Origin of the sequence: Alicyclobacillus mali NBRC 102425 (genome assembly GCF_001570745.1) — a bacterium.
Lineage (GTDB): Bacteria > Bacillota > Bacilli > Alicyclobacillales > Alicyclobacillaceae > Alicyclobacillus > Alicyclobacillus mali.
The window spans coordinates 44,150-60,090 of record NZ_BCSG01000027.1 but is presented as its reverse complement, the minus strand read 5'-3'; the positions used below and the strand labels follow the sequence as shown (position 1 = coordinate 60,090).

General features: G+C 61.8%; 10 protein-coding genes and 1 CRISPR repeat array. Of the genes, 8 read left to right on the top strand and 2 right to left on the bottom strand.

What is annotated here, in order from left to right:
• Positions 1-303: 303 nt before the first annotated feature.
• On the bottom strand, positions 304-1,581 hold the full coding sequence (locus AMA01_RS09945) for an ABC transporter substrate-binding protein (protein ID WP_067850509.1): 1,278 nt from the start codon (positions 1,579-1,581) through the stop codon (positions 304-306).
• 199 nt (positions 1,582-1,780) lie between these two features.
• The gene (locus AMA01_RS13625; RefSeq protein ID WP_197459987.1) at positions 1,781-2,806 is read right to left on the bottom strand and encodes a LacI family DNA-binding transcriptional regulator; all 1,026 of its coding nucleotides are present in this window, start codon (positions 2,804-2,806) and stop codon (positions 1,781-1,783) included.
• 133 nt (positions 2,807-2,939) lie between these two features.
• On the opposite strand from AMA01_RS13625, the gene AMA01_RS09935 reads away from it, so the two are divergent.
• From AMA01_RS09935 to AMA01_RS09900, 8 genes are all read left to right on the top strand, one after another.
• The gene (locus AMA01_RS09935) at positions 2,940-3,806 is read left to right on the top strand and encodes a fumarylacetoacetate hydrolase family protein (protein ID WP_067850505.1); all 867 of its coding nucleotides are present in this window, start codon (positions 2,940-2,942) and stop codon (positions 3,804-3,806) included.
• Between the two features lie 35 nt (positions 3,807-3,841).
• A complete protein-coding gene (gene proB, locus AMA01_RS09930) occupies positions 3,842-4,969 on the top strand; it encodes a glutamate 5-kinase (RefSeq protein WP_067850503.1) in 1,128 nt (375 codons plus the stop codon).
• Positions 4,966-6,252 (top strand): glutamate-5-semialdehyde dehydrogenase, encoded by a 1,287-nt coding sequence (locus tag AMA01_RS09925; RefSeq protein WP_067850501.1) that lies wholly within the window; start codon positions 4,966-4,968, stop codon positions 6,250-6,252. The genes proB and AMA01_RS09925 overlap by 4 nt, the downstream gene beginning before the upstream one ends.
• Before the next feature lie 133 nt (positions 6,253-6,385).
• Entirely contained in the window at positions 6,386-6,535 is a 150-nt protein-coding gene (locus AMA01_RS13930; RefSeq protein WP_195867302.1) for a hypothetical protein, read from the top strand.
• 201 nt (positions 6,536-6,736) lie between these two features.
• Entirely contained in the window at positions 6,737-7,966 is a 1,230-nt protein-coding gene (gene cas7g / locus AMA01_RS09915; RefSeq protein WP_156468441.1) for a type I-G CRISPR-associated RAMP protein Csb1/Cas7g, read from the top strand.
• Positions 7,963-9,456: a type I-G CRISPR-associated protein Csb2 gene (gene csb2, locus AMA01_RS09910; RefSeq protein WP_067850495.1), complete on the top strand. Its 1,494-nt coding sequence runs from the start codon at positions 7,963-7,965 to the stop codon at positions 9,454-9,456. Before cas7g ends, csb2 begins: the two co-directional genes overlap by 4 nt.
• Positions 9,453-12,467 carry a type I-G CRISPR-associated helicase/endonuclease Cas3g gene (gene cas3g / locus AMA01_RS09905; protein ID WP_067850493.1) on the top strand — a complete coding sequence of 1,005 codons (3,015 nt, stop codon included), beginning with the start codon at positions 9,453-9,455 and terminating at the stop codon, positions 12,465-12,467. Before csb2 ends, cas3g begins: the two co-directional genes overlap by 4 nt.
• A complete protein-coding gene (locus AMA01_RS09900; RefSeq protein ID WP_067850492.1) occupies positions 12,442-13,440 on the top strand; it encodes a type I-G CRISPR-associated protein, Cas3-extension family in 999 nt (332 codons plus the stop codon). Before cas3g ends, AMA01_RS09900 begins: the two co-directional genes overlap by 26 nt.
• Positions 13,441-13,612: 172 nt before the next feature.
• Positions 13,613-15,859: a CRISPR direct-repeat array (repeat unit 37 nt; unit sequence GCTTCAATGGGGCCGCCGACGATCTCGGCGGATCAAC).
• Between the last annotated feature and the right edge of the window lie 82 nt (positions 15,860-15,941).

The following is a 15,941-nucleotide window of genomic DNA, read 5'->3' as shown; positions in this document are numbered from 1 at the left end:
AAAGGGCTCATGTAAATAAATACGCGTGCACCACTTGTGGATCGTGAATTAAACCAATGTAGTTCTTTAAGCCTATGAAATGCACGGGGCCAAAGCCGTTCCAGTCTGTGAAGCTGAGAAGGATACCATGGATTGCGGGGAGCGTATGGAAAAAGAAAAATAGGATTGCTAGAGGCACTGTCATGACAACATATACGAATGTGTCACGTGACCGCAGCCTTTTCTTAAACATAAGCATAGCTCCTTCCGTTGAGCAGGACCAATCTCGGTCCCGCTCAACGAACGATGTTCTTTAGTAAGCCTTCAGTGTGAAGCTGCCGAGCTGTAAAGAGTGTCCATTTGCTTCAACATTTGTTCGACACTTTCGTTTTTCTCTAATGAACCCTGTAGTAAGGACTCATATTGATCCCCTGCTGCCATAGCCGGAGGATAGTAATGGTCATCAAAGTCCACTACTCGACCATCGGTAATAAAGGCCTGGAGCGGTTGCAGAGCGGGGTCGGTGTTCTTGACTCCCTTCACCGCGGAGAAGAGGCCCGCATCCGATGCATATTCGCTAGCCACCGAGGGCGAAAGCAAGAAACTCACAAATTTCAGAGCTGCTTGCTCTCGGGCGGTGTCTCCTGTGTTGGTAATAGCGAGAAGCGTGTCAATACCGGAAACCATTTTTACCGAGCTGGGATCGTTTGTCGCTGGCAAGACAAATGTGCCAAGCTTGATATTTGGGTTGTCGGTTCGCAAAACCGGGATTGTCCAGATACCTTGAGCATAAAAAACAGATTTTCCATTCGCAAATGCTGCATTTGCATCATTATAGTCGACGCCGAACTGGTTGGACTGCCCCATGGAAACAAATTGCTTTAGGCGCTCTGCAGCAGCGACGTCGCTCGTCGAGAAGGAGGCTTTACCGGATTTGAGCTTTTGTATGAAATCCGCACCCTCGGTATTTGCCGCTAACGCACACCATATGGGTGCAATTGTCCACGAGTCCTTAAAACCATTGTAGAAGGGTGTACCGCCTTTCTTGCGAATTGCTTCGGCTTCGTTCATTAACTGACTCCATGTCCTTGGGATAGAGAGGTGGTACTTATTAAAGAGAGTTACGTTATAGATAATTGGAACTGCATTTACGGTATATGGTATGCCGTAAGGGTACTTCTTTCCCACTTCACGCTCAAGCATTGCTAGATATGACGGAGACACTCTGCTTGTCATTGAAGAACTGGAAAGGTCGACAAAGACGCCATTCTGAGCCATTTGGATAAAGGTAGCATCTGCTCCCATAGCGACGATATCGGGTAATTGATTCTTCGCTACATCTGCTTGGAGAGTCGTGTCGGTGTTTGGAGGATTAATTTGTTTTACAACAATATTTGGGTACTTTCTTTCAAACTGTTCAATAATCTCGTTCCACTGATTGACGACTTCTGGTTTGTTTTGAAGAAATTCAAGCGTGATTTTACCGGTGGAAGCAGCCTCGCTCGTGCTGGGTGACGAATTATCCATGGTCGCGCCACAGCCCGTCGCACCAATGATTGTAGCGATCAAAGAAGCGAATAATGGAAGTTTCTTTCCGCTCATTGTCCCCCTCCTAAACTCGTCAGTGGATGATGTACGTACGTCAAATAAGGCTCTGGAGAAGCACTGATGTTTCCGCTTTCTCACCCCTTTGAACAATTGTTTAGATACATATTACGTCATGCATGCGGTGATGTAAAGCTGCGCATGAATATAAATTGCGTCTATAATTGACGCACGTACATCACAGCGGCGTAGCGTACTAAAAGTAGAACGGCGCATTTTCTTCGACAACGACCTCGAGTTTCGTAAAGATATCTTCAGGCCTCCACTCGTCGCTTCCGACAAGTCTTAGAAAAAGGTTCTTAACGGCAAGATACCCCTGTCTTTTTGGCTCCTGGGTGATCACCGCGGTAATTCGACCTTTAGCCAGTTGCTCGCTGATCTGTTTGTTTAGATCATGTCCGATGACGACCTTGTTGTACACGAGGTCTAAATGGCTTACTCGGCACACTTCTGCATTTGATACGTACACCGCGTCAACATCGCATAAGACAGGTCGTAATGAATTTAGGGATTCATCCCAGTTGGATGGATCCATTTTGAGGGGTCCGACCATTTTAATTCCGTTGTATCCAGAGATACGATCGCGGAACCCTATGATCTTCTGCTGTGACTGAAAGGATGTCCATGAATCGGTGATGACTGTTACTGTTCCTCGCATCCTGATAAACTTTGCACAGAGTTCGGCTGCTAATTTGCCGGCTCGAAAGTAATCACATCCTACATAAAAGAGTCGCTTGCTGGTAGGGGAATCAACATTGTATGTGCAAGTTAGAATGCCACTATCCACGAGTTGGTCAATAAGTTCTATATGTTGTTGTTCTCCGCCAGGAAGTGCCACAGCATCAACAGCCCCAGACAGGGCCCATTCGATTATTGAATGCTCAGCTAGCCCGCTGGATTCGTTTACGCAGATCACCTCTGTCTGAAGGCCAAGGTCACGCAACTCGCTTTGCGCCTCAAGCACACCTTCCTGGACTTGTCCCCAAAATTCCTGTGGATAGTCACGGATCACGACACCGACGGTGAATTCAGAACGCTTAGAGAGGGCGCGGGCCGATAGGTTAACCCGATAGTTCAGGTCTTGTGCAGCTTTAAGGATCCTTCGGCGTGTTTCTGGGCTCACACTACCACGTCCGTTTAGAGCCCGGTCAACGGTAGAAACCGATATTCCTAGGGTATCAGCAATTGTCTTTTTGGTAACACGTGGTCGTTTCGTGTTCAAGTTAAAACCTCTCCCAGGCAACAAGCGACGCTCGATCTCTGTAGGATGGTACAATTATAGTCGCATTGTCCTGCAATGTCTCCAGATGCGGGCTGCCATTTGAATTGCATGGATTTTACATGGGGGGATCGCCATGAAACTCTGCACCTATCGGGAAGGAAGCGCGCTGCGACTGGGGCTTGTGCGCGGCGACGAGGTGGTGGACGTCGCGGCGAGCGCGCCACAGCTTGGCGTGTCGGTGCCGGACACGATGGAGGCCGTGATCGCGCAGTATGCGGAATACCAAAGCGCGCTCGAGGCCATCGCGGAAAAGGGCGTCGCCGTCGGGAAGCTGTCGGACCTGCGGCTTGCGCCTCCGGTGACGCGCCCGCAGAAAATCGTGTGTGTGGGGCTCAACTACCGCAAGCATGCTGAGGAGTCCAAGATGCCGATTCCCTCGTCGCCGGTCTATTTCTCCAAATTTGCGAACAGTCTGGCCGCGCACGGAGACGAGATCGCTATTCCTCTGGTGGCGCGAGAGGTGGATTACGAGGTGGAGCTGGTGGCGGTTATCGGCCGCAGGTGCCGCGACGTCGCGGAGGAGGAGGCGCTCGGCGCGGTGTTTGGCTACGCCGTGGGGAACGACTTGAGCGCCCGGGATCTCCAGATGCGCGCGTCGCAGTGGCTGTACGGCAAGGCCATCGACGGCTTCGCGCCGCTCGGCCCGTACATCGCGACGGCGGACGAGGTGGGCGATCCGCAGCGTCTCGGCTTGCGGCTCTACTTGAACGGCGAGTTGCGCCAGAACTCGTCGACCGCGGACATGATCTTCTCCGTGGCGCAGGTGATTGCCGACTTGTCCCGCATCATGACGCTTGAGCCGGGCGATCTCGTCTACACCGGCACGCCGGAGGGCGTGATCCTGGGCCGGGAGGAGAAGGTGTGGCTCAAGCCGGGGGACGAGATGGCGTGCGAAATTGACGGGCTCGGGCGGCTCGAGAACCGGCTCGTGGCGGGATGAACCTGGGGAACGGATGACACGTGGGAGATGAAAGCATGTCGAGGGATGGACGTGGGCGCAGGCGCGTGGTGGTGAAGATTGGGTCGAGCTCACTCACCGAGGCGGACGGATCGCTCGCACTGTCGCGGATGCGGCAGATGGTGTCTGAGGTGGCGCGGCTCGGGCGGGAGACGGGGTGCCAGTTCGTGCTCGTCTCCTCGGGCGCCATCGCAGCGGGGCTCGGGCGGCTCGGCTGGCAGCGCGCGCACATCTCGATGCCGGAGAAGCAGGCGGCTGCGGCGGTGGGCCAGGTGCTCCTCATGGAGCACTACGAGCGGCTGTTTGCCGAGCACGGCATCGCGGTGGGGCAGATCCTCATGACGCGCGCGGACGTGGAGGATCGGAAGCGGTTTGTGAACATCCGCAACACGGTCATGGCCCTGCTCCAGCGCGGCGTGATGCCCATCATCAACGAGAACGACACCGTGGCGGTGGAGGAAATCCGCTTCGGCGACAACGACACGCTGGCGGCGCTCGTCGCGCTCGTGGCGGAGGCGGACACGTTGGTGCTGCTCACCGACATCGACGGGCTGTACACGGCCAACCCGCGCCAGGATCCCACCGCAACCCGGATTGCGGAGGTGGAGGTCATCACAGACGAGATCGAGCGCATCGCGGGTGGAGCGGGATCGAGCGCGGGCACGGGCGGGATGCGGACGAAGATTGCGGCGGCGAAGATTGCCACGCAGTCGGGTGTCGAGGTCGTCATTGCGCACCGGGACGAGCCGCGGGTGCTCGAGCGGGTGCTCGCCGGGGAGCTGGTGGGCACGCGGTTTCTGGCGTCGCGGGAGCCGGTCAGCCTGCGCAAATCGTGGCTCTTGCACGCGCCGAAGCCGGAAGGCGCCCTGCAGGTGGATCACGGCGCCATGCGCGCGCTCATCGCGGGCGGCAAGAGCCTGCTCTTGCCGGGCCTCGTGCAGGTGCATGGCGAGTTTCAGGAGGGCGCCGTGGTGGAACTCGTCGGGCCCACCGGCGCGGCGTTCGGCAAGGGCATCTCGAACTTCTCCTCGCGCGATCTCGCCGAGTGGCTCGCGAAAAAGCGCGCAGGCGAGGACGTGCACGCGCTGCACGAAGTCGTGCACCGAAACGACATGGTGATCTGGACGGAGGCGACGGCGGGATGAGTGTCGACACGAAGGCGGAACTGGTGGAATCGGTGCGGGCCATCCTGCGCGGCGCGCAGGCGGCGAAGCGGCGCATGGCCACCGCGCCGACGCGCGGCAAGAACGAGGCACTTTCGCACATGGCGGACGCCATCTGGGCGCGCAGGAGCGAGATCTTGGCCGCGAACGCGGCGGACGTGGACGCGGCGCGGCGGGAAGGGCAGCCTGCGGCCCGCGTGGACCGGCTGATGCTCGACGAGGCGCGGTTGCAGCAGATCATCGAGGGCGTGCGCGAGGTGGAGGCGCTGCCGGATCCGGTGGGCGAAGAGGTGGAACGCATCCTGCGCCCGAACGGCCTCGACATCCGCAAGGTGCGCGTGCCCATGGGCGTGATCGCCATGATCTACGAGGCGCGGCCGAACGTGACGGTGGACGCGGCGGCGCTCGCGGTGAAGACGGGCAACGTGGCGGTGCTGCGCGGCGGGAGCGAGGCGTTGCGGTCAAACCAGGCGCTTGTGGCGGCCATCCACGACGGGCTGCGGCAGGCGGGGCTGCCGGAAGCCGCCGTGTCGCTCGTCGCCCACGCGGACCGGGACGTGGTGGATGTGCTCATCCGGGCGCGGGGGTACGTCGATCTCGCCATTCCCCGCGGGGGCGCGGGGTTGATTCGCCGGGTGGTGGAAAACGCATCGGTTCCGGTGATCGAGACCGGCGTGGGCAACTGCCACGTGTATGTGGACCGTGCCGCGAACTTCGAGATGGCCACGCGCATCGTGGTGAACGCGAAGACACAGCGCCCGTCTGTGTGCAACGCGGCGGAGACGCTCCTCGTGCACGCGGAAATTGCGGACGCGTGGCTTCCGGACGCGGCGCGCGCTCTCGTGGATCGCGGCGTGGCGTTGCGCGCGTGCCCGCGCGCGCTTGAGATCCTGCGCTGCGCGGGCATTCCTGCGGAGGCCGCGCAGGAGGCCGACTGGGAAACCGAATATCTGGATCTCATCCTCGCCGTCCGGGTGGTGGACACCCTGGAGGACGCCATCGCGCACATCGATCGCTATGGCACGCAGCACTCGGAGGTCATTGTCACGGAGGACGAGGGTGCGGCGCGGGAGTTCCTCGCGTCCATCGACGCGGCGGCCGTGTACCACAACGCGTCGAGCCGGTTTACGGACGGGTTCGAGTTCGGGTTTGGGGCCGAGATCGGCATCTCGACGCAGAAGATGCACGCCCGCGGGCCGATGGGCCTGCGCGAGCTGACGAGCTACAAGTACGTGGTGTGCGGGCACGGACAGGTGCGCGAGTAGCGGCAAGCAGGGCAAGAATCTTGATTCGCGGTGTGGCACGGCGGGAGCGGAAGCGGTGACGGGGCGCCTGTCGGCTTTGACGCGAGCCATCCCGGCGTACGATGAACCATCTTGCTTGAAAGGGGTAGAGTTCATGGGTACGTTTGGTGGCTACACGCGCTGGGCTGTGGTGTTTCTGATCATCTTCGTGCTGTTCTTCCTGTTGGTTCCCGCGGTGGGCATGGCGGCGCCAAGCTGCGGCTGCGCGCCGGGCGCGGGCGCAGGCGCGTATGGGGCGTATTAAACCATTTCTGATGCGATGCGAGCCCTGGGTGAATCGGCGCCCAGGGCTCTTCGTGCGTCGAGGCGACGTTCGAACCTTTGCGATGGTGGAACGAGAAGGGATTCTGCGTGGGACGTCGAATGATCGCCAACGGAGCATCAGAACTGGAGTTGGATTCCGGCCGTGGACAGTGCCCGGCAGCAAGGGGAGGCGACCGATTCAATGAATGTCAAAACACTCGCGCAAATGGTGATGGAAGACGCCGCGATTCGACGCAGGCAGCGCCTGCAACCGATCGGCGGCAAAGGCGACAAAATCTTTCCGCCCACGTATCCGGGTGAATTCCAGAACGATCCGCCGCGACACGTGTTCGAGCGCCGCATGGTCGACGGACAGGAGGTGTGGTGCGCGCTGGTCGACAGCGTGCAGTCGCAGGCCAATCGCATGGAGGAGGCCCTGGCTGATGCCGTGCGCCATGACGGCTTGTCCATTTCGCACGTCGTCGTGGATTTCCGAGATCGCGGTCTGCTGGGCCTGTCCGAGATCACATCCCTTGAGGCGCCGCACCGCATCTACGACGCGATCCTGCGCGACAGCCTGATGGACGGCAAACCGTTCATGGAGAGCGAGGTGGGCCTGCGGCTCGCCCAGGCCAGCCCATCCGACGCCACGGCGCTGCTTGAGACCTCGCCGACTGCGCTCGTCTTCGGAGCGTGGCACTCCACCGGGAGCGGCGGCGGTCTGGGCGCCAAGTTCGCACGCTGCCTTACCTCCGAGATCGTGGCCATCGGCGTGCCGGTGGAAGAGATCCCGCGGCGGGATGGTACCGTCGTGGTACGCACGGCCGGCCGTCGCACAGGCAGCCGCATTGATCCGCTCGGGATCCTGAAGAAGGTCCAGGTGTACAAACATAAGGACCGGAAAGACGTGTGGGATGTTCGGGCTGAGCTCGTGGGCAAGGACGCGAAGCAGGTCCGCCCGTCGGAGATCAATCACGGGAACATCGCGCCAACCGTGGAGCCACTTGGCATTACGTGCGACTATCTCGAGCAGACGTTTGTACTGACGTTTGCCGGACTGCGCCGCCTTCGCTTCGGCGGCGATCATCGGGATATCACCGCTCGGACGCTGCTCGCCGCCCTCGGCCTCCTCGCCGCGCTTGAGCAGGACCGCAATGGATATGCGCTCCGGTCCCGGTGTGATCTCGTCCCCGAGCGGCCGGCGCCGTTTGAGGTGGTCCATCCGGATGGCTCGACGGACGCCGTGAAGCTCGATCTCGCTGCGGCGCGCGCGCTGTACGAGGAGGCGTTTGCGAACGCCGAGGCGGCAGGATTCAGGTTGCGCCGGGAGCCGATTCGCCTCGTGCCGCAGGACAAGCTCGTCGCCATCGTCAAGGAGAGTCAGCAGTTGGCGCTGTCCGGTCAAGGCGGAGAGGCGGAGGAAGAGAAGTGACGCTCGTCATCGAGATCGAATTCCTCACGGGGAACTCGGTAGCGGCGCTGCAGCCGGACAGCGAGGCGCCAGACTGGCCGCCACAGCCGGACCGCGTGTTTTCCGCGCTCGTGGCTACGTGGGCGTACCGCGGGCAACGACCAGAGGAACGGGCTGCCTTGGAGTGGCTGGAATCGCTCGATCCGCCGCGGATTCAGGCGCCCACCGCCTGGCTTCGCACGTCGTACCTGGCGTATGTGCCGCCGAACGATCGCGCGGCGCTCAAAGTCCGGCGGGCATCGGACAATATCGCGGATTATCGAAGCCGCCAGCCGCGTCGGTTTATCACGGTCCGGCCCGCTTCGCCGACCGTGAGGCTCGTGTGGGCGGACGTGGACGGCGCGGATGTAGCGGAACGGGTGAAGTCTCTCGATGCCATCGCCCGCGACACGGCGTACGTGGGGCACTCGTCGAGTCTGACGCGGTGCAGGGCGTACGTGACGGATGAATCGGTGCCATCGGACGCCATCCCGCCACTTCGGAGGGTGTATCGGGGGAGGATGGACGAACTGGTTCGCGCGTTTGCGTCTGGCCGCCGGCCGAGCGCGGGCGAGTGGGTGATGCCTGCTCCGCCGTCAGCGGCGCAAGACGGCCCGCATTCGGCGTTTTCCACCGGTTGGCTCGTGTTCGAGCACGTGGGCGGCGTGATGCCCGACGTCCGTGCCTGCGCGTTGGTCGCGCAGGCCATCCGGAATCGTGTCATCGAGGGGTATCAGGCCGCGGGCATGTCAGCTCCGCCGGTGGTCACGGGGCGCTCCGAAGAAGGTGTACCCGAGAGCCATCCGCACTTGGCCATCGTGCCGCTTCCATTTGCGGGCTTTCCGCATGCAGACGGGCGCGTCCTGGGATTCGCGTGCGTGCCGCCCAGGGATGTCGATCTGCTTCGGGACGAGAGCTGGCTCCGGGCACTCCGCGCCGTCTGCCCGATGGATGTGCGGCGCGGAAGGAGGATCCTGCGCATAGCGCTGCCCACAGGGGACCTGGAGCTTTCTCCGACGCTCCAGCCCGCGAAGCGCTCGCTCGATCCGGCGCTCTATACCGCCAAACCGAGCCACTTGTACGCGACCGTGACGCCCATGGTGCTCAACCGCCGGATCAAAGCGCAGCCGAGCGAGACTGTGATGGAGATGATAGAGGGCGTGGCAAGCGCGTGTGAGCATATCGGCTTGCCTCGGCCGCAGGAGGTCATGTTGCCAGGGGAGGACGGCCCGCTGCCAGCGGTTCAGGTCTCGCGGCACTCGGCTTGGGAAGGAGCGCCTTCCGTGCTTTCATCTCGTCGGGATCCGGCGTGGGTTCGCTGGCAGGTACCTCAATACCTCAAGGGGCGGATGCTGACGCACGCGGTGATTCGATTTCCAGAGCCCGTGGTGGGGCCGGTGATGCTCGGCGCCGGGCGATATCTGGGGCTTGGTCTGTGCCGTCCCCTGCCCGATGGAGGTGAGGCGGAGTGAACGCATCCCTTTCTCGCGGAGACTTTGTGCAGTTCCTGCGCGAGGTCCACGGCTATGAACCGTTTCCATGGCAGGTTCGCCTGTTGGATCACCTTGCAGAGACCGGCTCGTGGCCGAAGTTGCTCAAGTTGCCCACGGCGTCGGGAAAGACGAGCGTCATCGACATTGCGGTATTTTTCCTCGCCTTGGAGGCGGGCGCGGGAGCGAGGCGGCGCGCGCCCGTGCGCATGGGGTTCATCGTGGACCGGAGGCTCGTCGTCGATGACGCATACGAACACGCCAAGCGACTCGCCGAAAAACTCGCGCAAGCGCAGGGGGGGACCGTGACAGCGCGCGTGGCGGCGAGGCTGCGTGACGTGAGCGGCGGAGGAGAGCCGCTCGTGGTCCAACGGCTGAGAGGTGGCCTGCCGCGCGAGGACGATTGGGCTCGAACTCCTGTGCAACCCACGGTCGTGTGTTCCACCGTGGATCAGATTGGGTCACGGCTCTTGTTTCGCGGATACGGCGTGTCAGACGCGATGAAGCCGGTGCACGCTGGACTGTTGGGTGTGGACTGCCAACTGTTCCTTGACGAAGCGCACTTGGCGGAGCCACTTCGCCAGACGCTCTCCTGGATTGAGGCGTATCAAGGGGATTCATGGAAACCTGTCGATATCGAGATGCCGTGGGGCTACACGGTCATGACCGCGACGCCCCAAGAAGAGGATGGAGGCGCGTTCGACCTCGCGGATGAAGATACGCATCACCCCATCCTCGGCGCGCGCTGGTCGGTCGGGAAGCCCGTTCGGCTGGTGGAATTCAAAAAAGCACGGGATGCGAGCGCCTCGAACGACGCCGTTGCCAGTGGATCGGACGCGGTGGACGAGGAGCACCGCGTGCAGGTGCTCGTACAGGAATTCCTGCATGTGGCGCAGATGTTACGGAGCCAAGGCGTGGCGAACCCGGCCGTCGCCGTCGTGGTGAACCGCGTGGGCCGCGCCCGCGCGGTGTTCGAGGCGCTTCGGGCGGTGCTCGACGTCGACCAATGGCAGACGATGCTCATCATCGGCCCGGCTCGTCCCTTGGACCGAGACGCATGGCTCACGCATGCGCTCGAGCCCCTGCGAACGCAGCCACGGCCCGAGGTGCGGCGGCTCGCTGCGCCCGTGGCCCTCGTCGCCACGCAGTGCGTGGAGGTCGGGATCGACATCGACCTCGACGCTGTGGTGAGCGATCTCGCGCCCATCGACGCCTTGCGCCAACGATTTGGGCGTCTCAACCGAGCCGGGCGCCCCACGCCGTGCTTCGGGGCCGTGGTGGCTGCGCCTGTGGACCTGTCGGCCCGAACGGACGATCCGGTGTACGGCCGAGCCCTGGCCGAGGCTTGGGCTTATCTGAAGCGGCACGCCCAGCCGGGAGGCCGAAAAGAGCCGCCGGTAATCGACTTCGGCCTCGCCGCGTTTCATCGCCTTGCTCAAGAGGATCCCGTGCCCGCCGAGGCCATGTCGCAGACCGAGGACGCGCCCATCCTCATGCCCGCGCACGTGGACCTGCTCACGGCCACGAGCCCGGTGCCGGCCGCGGATCCGGATGTCTCGCTGTACCTCCACGGCCCTCGTCGCCAGCCGGATGCGGTCAGCGTTGTCTGGCGCGCCGACGTCGATCCCAGTGCCGGCGACGATGCGACGTACAGCCTGCTGCAACTCGTGCTGCCGAGATCGGCCGAGGCTGTGGAACTGCCCGTCTGGGCCGTTCGGCGCTGGCTCTCGCGAGATTCCGCGAAGGAGATAGAGCTCGCGGACATCCCCTCGCGGCGTTCGGACGAGGAAGCGGGCATCCGCCGGCTCGAACGCCGCGCCTTCCGATGGACCGGCGATCCCGACACGTCCCATTGGGTGAATGCCCGCCAGATTCGGCCCGGCGACACCGTGATTGTCCCGGCGCAGTACGGAGGGCTCGACCCATATGGCTGGAACCCGGATTGGAATGAGGCCGCGCGCGATCTCGGCCTCGAAGCCAATTTGCCCTTTCAAGCCGGGTACTTCGCGGTGCGCGTCGCGCCCGGGCTCATCCAGGCGGAAGAAGAGGGCAAACTCGCCGCCCTCCTCACCGAGTACGAGGTATTCCCGTGGCGAGACGCGCGAGACGCGCTACTCGAACTCGCGCTCGACGAAACACTGCGTGACGCGCTGGGGAAGTTGGATGAGGCACGCGGCGAGGTCGAGGTGCTCTACGACGTCTATGGCCGCGATGAGCTCGGCCGGCCGAGGGGGATCGTGTTTCAGGCTCCTCGCGGGCTGCGCGTATCCGGGCAGAGTCGCGCTGCCGCGCCCTCCACGGAAGACGATGCGTTCGGATCGCTCGCCAGCCTGCCCGTGCTTCTGGACGAGCACTGTCTGCGCGTCTCGGAGGCGGCCGCTCGGTTCGGCCGACTCGCCGGATTGCCCGCGGAGATCACGCAGGACCTCTCCCTCGCAGGTCTGTTGCACGATCTCGGCAAGGCAGACCCTCGATTTCAGGCATTTCTGGCCTACGGAGACCCGCTCGGGCCTCATCTCGAAGGCCCCCTGCTCGCCAAGTCGGGAAGGCGGCTTCCGCAGCAGGCGAGATGGCAGGCGGGGTTGCCCTACAGGTGGCGTCACGAAGCGCTGTCCGTCGCCATAGCGCTTCGACACCCGCGGTTTCGGGAGGCGAAGGACCCGGCACTGGTGTTGTGGCTCATCGGCACGCATCACGGGTACGGTCGCCCGTTTTTCCCACATGCGGATCCCGAACTCCGTCGGGCGACGGAGGCGACGCAGTCTTTACTGGGTGCATCCGTCGCCATCTCGCCAGCAACGGGGCCGCAGGAGCTTTCGTTTGACTGGGAAGGCGAGGACTGGGCCGGCTTGTACGAGCGTCTGAAAGCGCGGTACGGCGCCTGGACAATCGCGTATCTCGAAAGCGTGCTGAGGCTCGCAGATCACCGTGTGTCCGAAGACGAGCGGAGAGTGGGGGGGACCGAGCATGCCCTTGAGCGAATACCGACTTGATGGCCTTGAGCCTGACAATCCTCTTGCGTTTTTCGCGCTGCTTGGCCTCCTTCGCGCCTTGACCGCCACGGACGAGGAGATGGAGCCCGCTTTGCGCGTCCATGCCCGCGTGTATTGGACGGAGGCGCCGACTCGGCCAGTGCTGGTGACACGCGTATCCCTGTCTCCGGAAGACCTTGCGCGGCGAGCGGACGCCGGGATTCGGCGGCTCGCAGAACACCACGAGTTCGGTGACCGTGCTGATCTCAACTACACCCAGTCGGAAGCTCGAGAGGTCCTCCGAGAAGCAGCACGCGCCGCGGCGTCGACGAGTCGGTACCGAGCGGATCTCCTCGCCGCGCTCATGAGCGATGGCACGGTGGAGTCCAAAAGCGGGAAAAAGACGGACGATCCTCGTATCCAGCCGACGCCGATCTGTCTGTTGTTTGGTCAAGGGCATCAGCACTTTTTGCCTCGACTACGGGATGTCCCTCGTTGGCAGCCGGAAGAGCAAGAAGAACCAGGGCGGCAGGGCGAGGAAGCCATAGAACACCTCGTGGCCACGTTGTTCCACCCGTGGACACGTGCAGACGCCATGCTCTCCTCGTTTCGGTGGGACCCGGACGAGATCGCCCGATACGCGCTCATGGCAGGCAACCCGACCGACGCCAAGTATAAGCTTGGGACGCAGCTCGGGGCCAATCGGCTAGCAGCCGTCGGCATCTCCGTACTCACCGCAGCACCGGCATACGGTGGAAACCGGCTCGCAATCATTGGCGGGCATTATGATAGCCAAGGATTCTCTCTTGCATGGCCTATATGGAGAGAACCAGCAACTTTGTGTTCCATTCGATGGATGCTCGCGCATCCCGACTTACGGACCGGGGGCCTGCGCCCGCTCGGGGTGGAGCAGGTGATGGTGTCGCGGCGCATTCAGTTGGACAAATACTTCAGCTTCACGAGGGCCCAACCGGTGAGTGCTATGGGCAGTTGAGCGGACGGACCCGCTAGGCTTCAAGTCGAGACGAACCCAAAGGCCACCTTCAGACACCGCCATCAGGCGCATCTGCAGGTGGCCTTTGTGTGCCCAACAACACCTTCAGGACCAGCCAAAAGTCTTCGGCGATCAAGGAAATGGGTGACGGGCGCTGGGAGTCGTCCCGACTGCTGAACTGGGGCCGCCGACGATCTCGGCGGATCAACAAGTACCATCGGAGAAGCAATCGTCTGGTGCCTACGAGGCTTCAATGGGGCCGCCGACGATCTCGGCGGATCAACCCTCGTAGTATCTACTTACTACGAGGATACTATTAAAGCTTCAATGGGGCCGCCGACGATCTCGGCGGATCAACGCAGTCCGTATTGCGACAGGCTCCAGATTGGGCCGTGGCTTCAATGGGGCCGCCGACGATCTCGGCGGATCAACGGGAGGTATAGGATATGTACGACGTAAACGACTTTGCTTCAATGGGGCCGCCGACGATCTCGGCGGATCAACCTTTCAAGGAACGGCGCTGCCTGGGCCCTTACAGCCGCTTCAATGGGGCCGCCGACGATCTCGGCGGATCAACGACATTATCTATGCTGGTCCTGGATCGATCTGGATCGCTTCAATGGGGCCGCCGACGATCTCGGCGGATCAACTTCGCTACCATCTGAGCGCGTTGAATATCGGTCTCTGCTTCAATGGGGCCGCCGACGATCTCGGCGGATCAACTTCTGGCTCGCTGTCAAAGCGCTGACAGGGTATTCCAAGCTTCAATGGGGCCGCCGACGATCTCGGCGGATCAACCGTACCTATCCCCATGTACACTTGTCACGCGAGTCGCTTCAATGGGGCCGCCGACGATCTCGGCGGATCAACCCGAAATCGCACAAGGAGAGGAGGGCGGCGCAATGCTTCAATGGGGCCGCCGACGATCTCGGCGGATCAACGCGGATCGAGGTTCGGCTGGAGCACCTGGCGCGTCCAGCTTCAATGGGGCCGCCGACGATCTCGGCGGATCAACGGGCTTGCGCAGCTCCGGGCGTTTCATGGCAAGCGCGCGCTTCAATGGGGCCGCCGACGATCTCGGCGGATCAACAGCGCAGGTGCGCCAGCAAAATCTCCAGTTCATGCGGCTTCAATGGGGCCGCCGACGATCTCGGCGGATCAACGTCTTCGCGCTCGGGGATGGCGCTTGACGAGGCAGTGGCTTCAATGGGGCCGCCGACGATCTCGGCGGATCAACGGAACTGGATGCGGTTATTTTACGCTCGCCAAATGAGCTTCAATGGGGCCGCCGACGATCTCGGCGGATCAACTTCGCCAACGCCGCCTGTAAACGCGCCGCGTCGTGCTGCTTCAATGGGGCCGCCGACGATCTCGGCGGATCAACTTTTTGGCGTCTTTCTTCCATCCCATCTTTTAGTATTTGCTTCAATGGGGCCGCCGACGATCTCGGCGGATCAACTTTTATTCATATGGATGAATACATATCGGAATAGTTGCTTCAATGGGGCCGCCGACGATCTCGGCGGATCAACATTCGAGGCATGTCAATGAGATCGCAAAGTATCTTATTGAGCTTCAATGGGGCCGCCGACGATCTCGGCGGATCAACAAGGTCTTTATCTCTCCGTCGGGCGTCGTGACCGTCGCTTCAATGGGGCCGCCGACGATCTCGGCGGATCAACAGAACGGACAGCATAAACGAATAAGTCAATATCCTAGCTTCAATGGGGCCGCCGACGATCTCGGCGGATCAACCTTTCGGCCAGAAGAACGCCAGGGCCTTGGCGCGCCGCGGGCTTCAATGGGGCCGCCGACGATCTCGGCGGATCAACATGAATTCCTTAATCGATATGTAGATGATGTAGTAGCTTCAATGGGGCCGCCGACGATCTCGGCGGATCAACGCCGCTCTTGGTGTAGAAGGCGAGATTATTCGCTTGTGGCTTCAATGGGGCCGCCGACGATCTCGGCGGATCAACTAATATGGGTAACTTAAATCGTCAACCGCTTGGGAGCGCTTCAATGGGGCCGCCGACGATCTCGGCGGATCAACGGGCACTGCTCAGCTGCGTCGTGAGTCGCCCGCTACGCTTCAATGGGGCCGCCGACGATCTCGGCGGATCAACGCCGTTCGCCTTCGCATCCGCCACGATGGTCTGGTTGCTTCAATGGGGCCGCCGACGATCTCGGCGGATCAACGGGTTGGAGGGGGTGCCAGCTGACGGTGGTAACTGAAGCTTCAATGGGGCCGCCGACGATCTCGGCGGATCAACTCAGCAGCACGGATCATATCCGATACAACAAGGAAAGCTTCAATGGGGCCGCCGACGATCTCGGCGGATCAACTCCGGGCGTGTTGGCGAACACCCGCACGGCGCGGTAGCTTCAATGGGGCCGCCGACGATCTCGGCGGATCAACGCCATCCCCCCGGAGCCCGCTCCTGGTGCGGTTTCCCGGGCAAAAAACGCGAACCTGCGCGGCGCGTGGCGTTTACACGGCA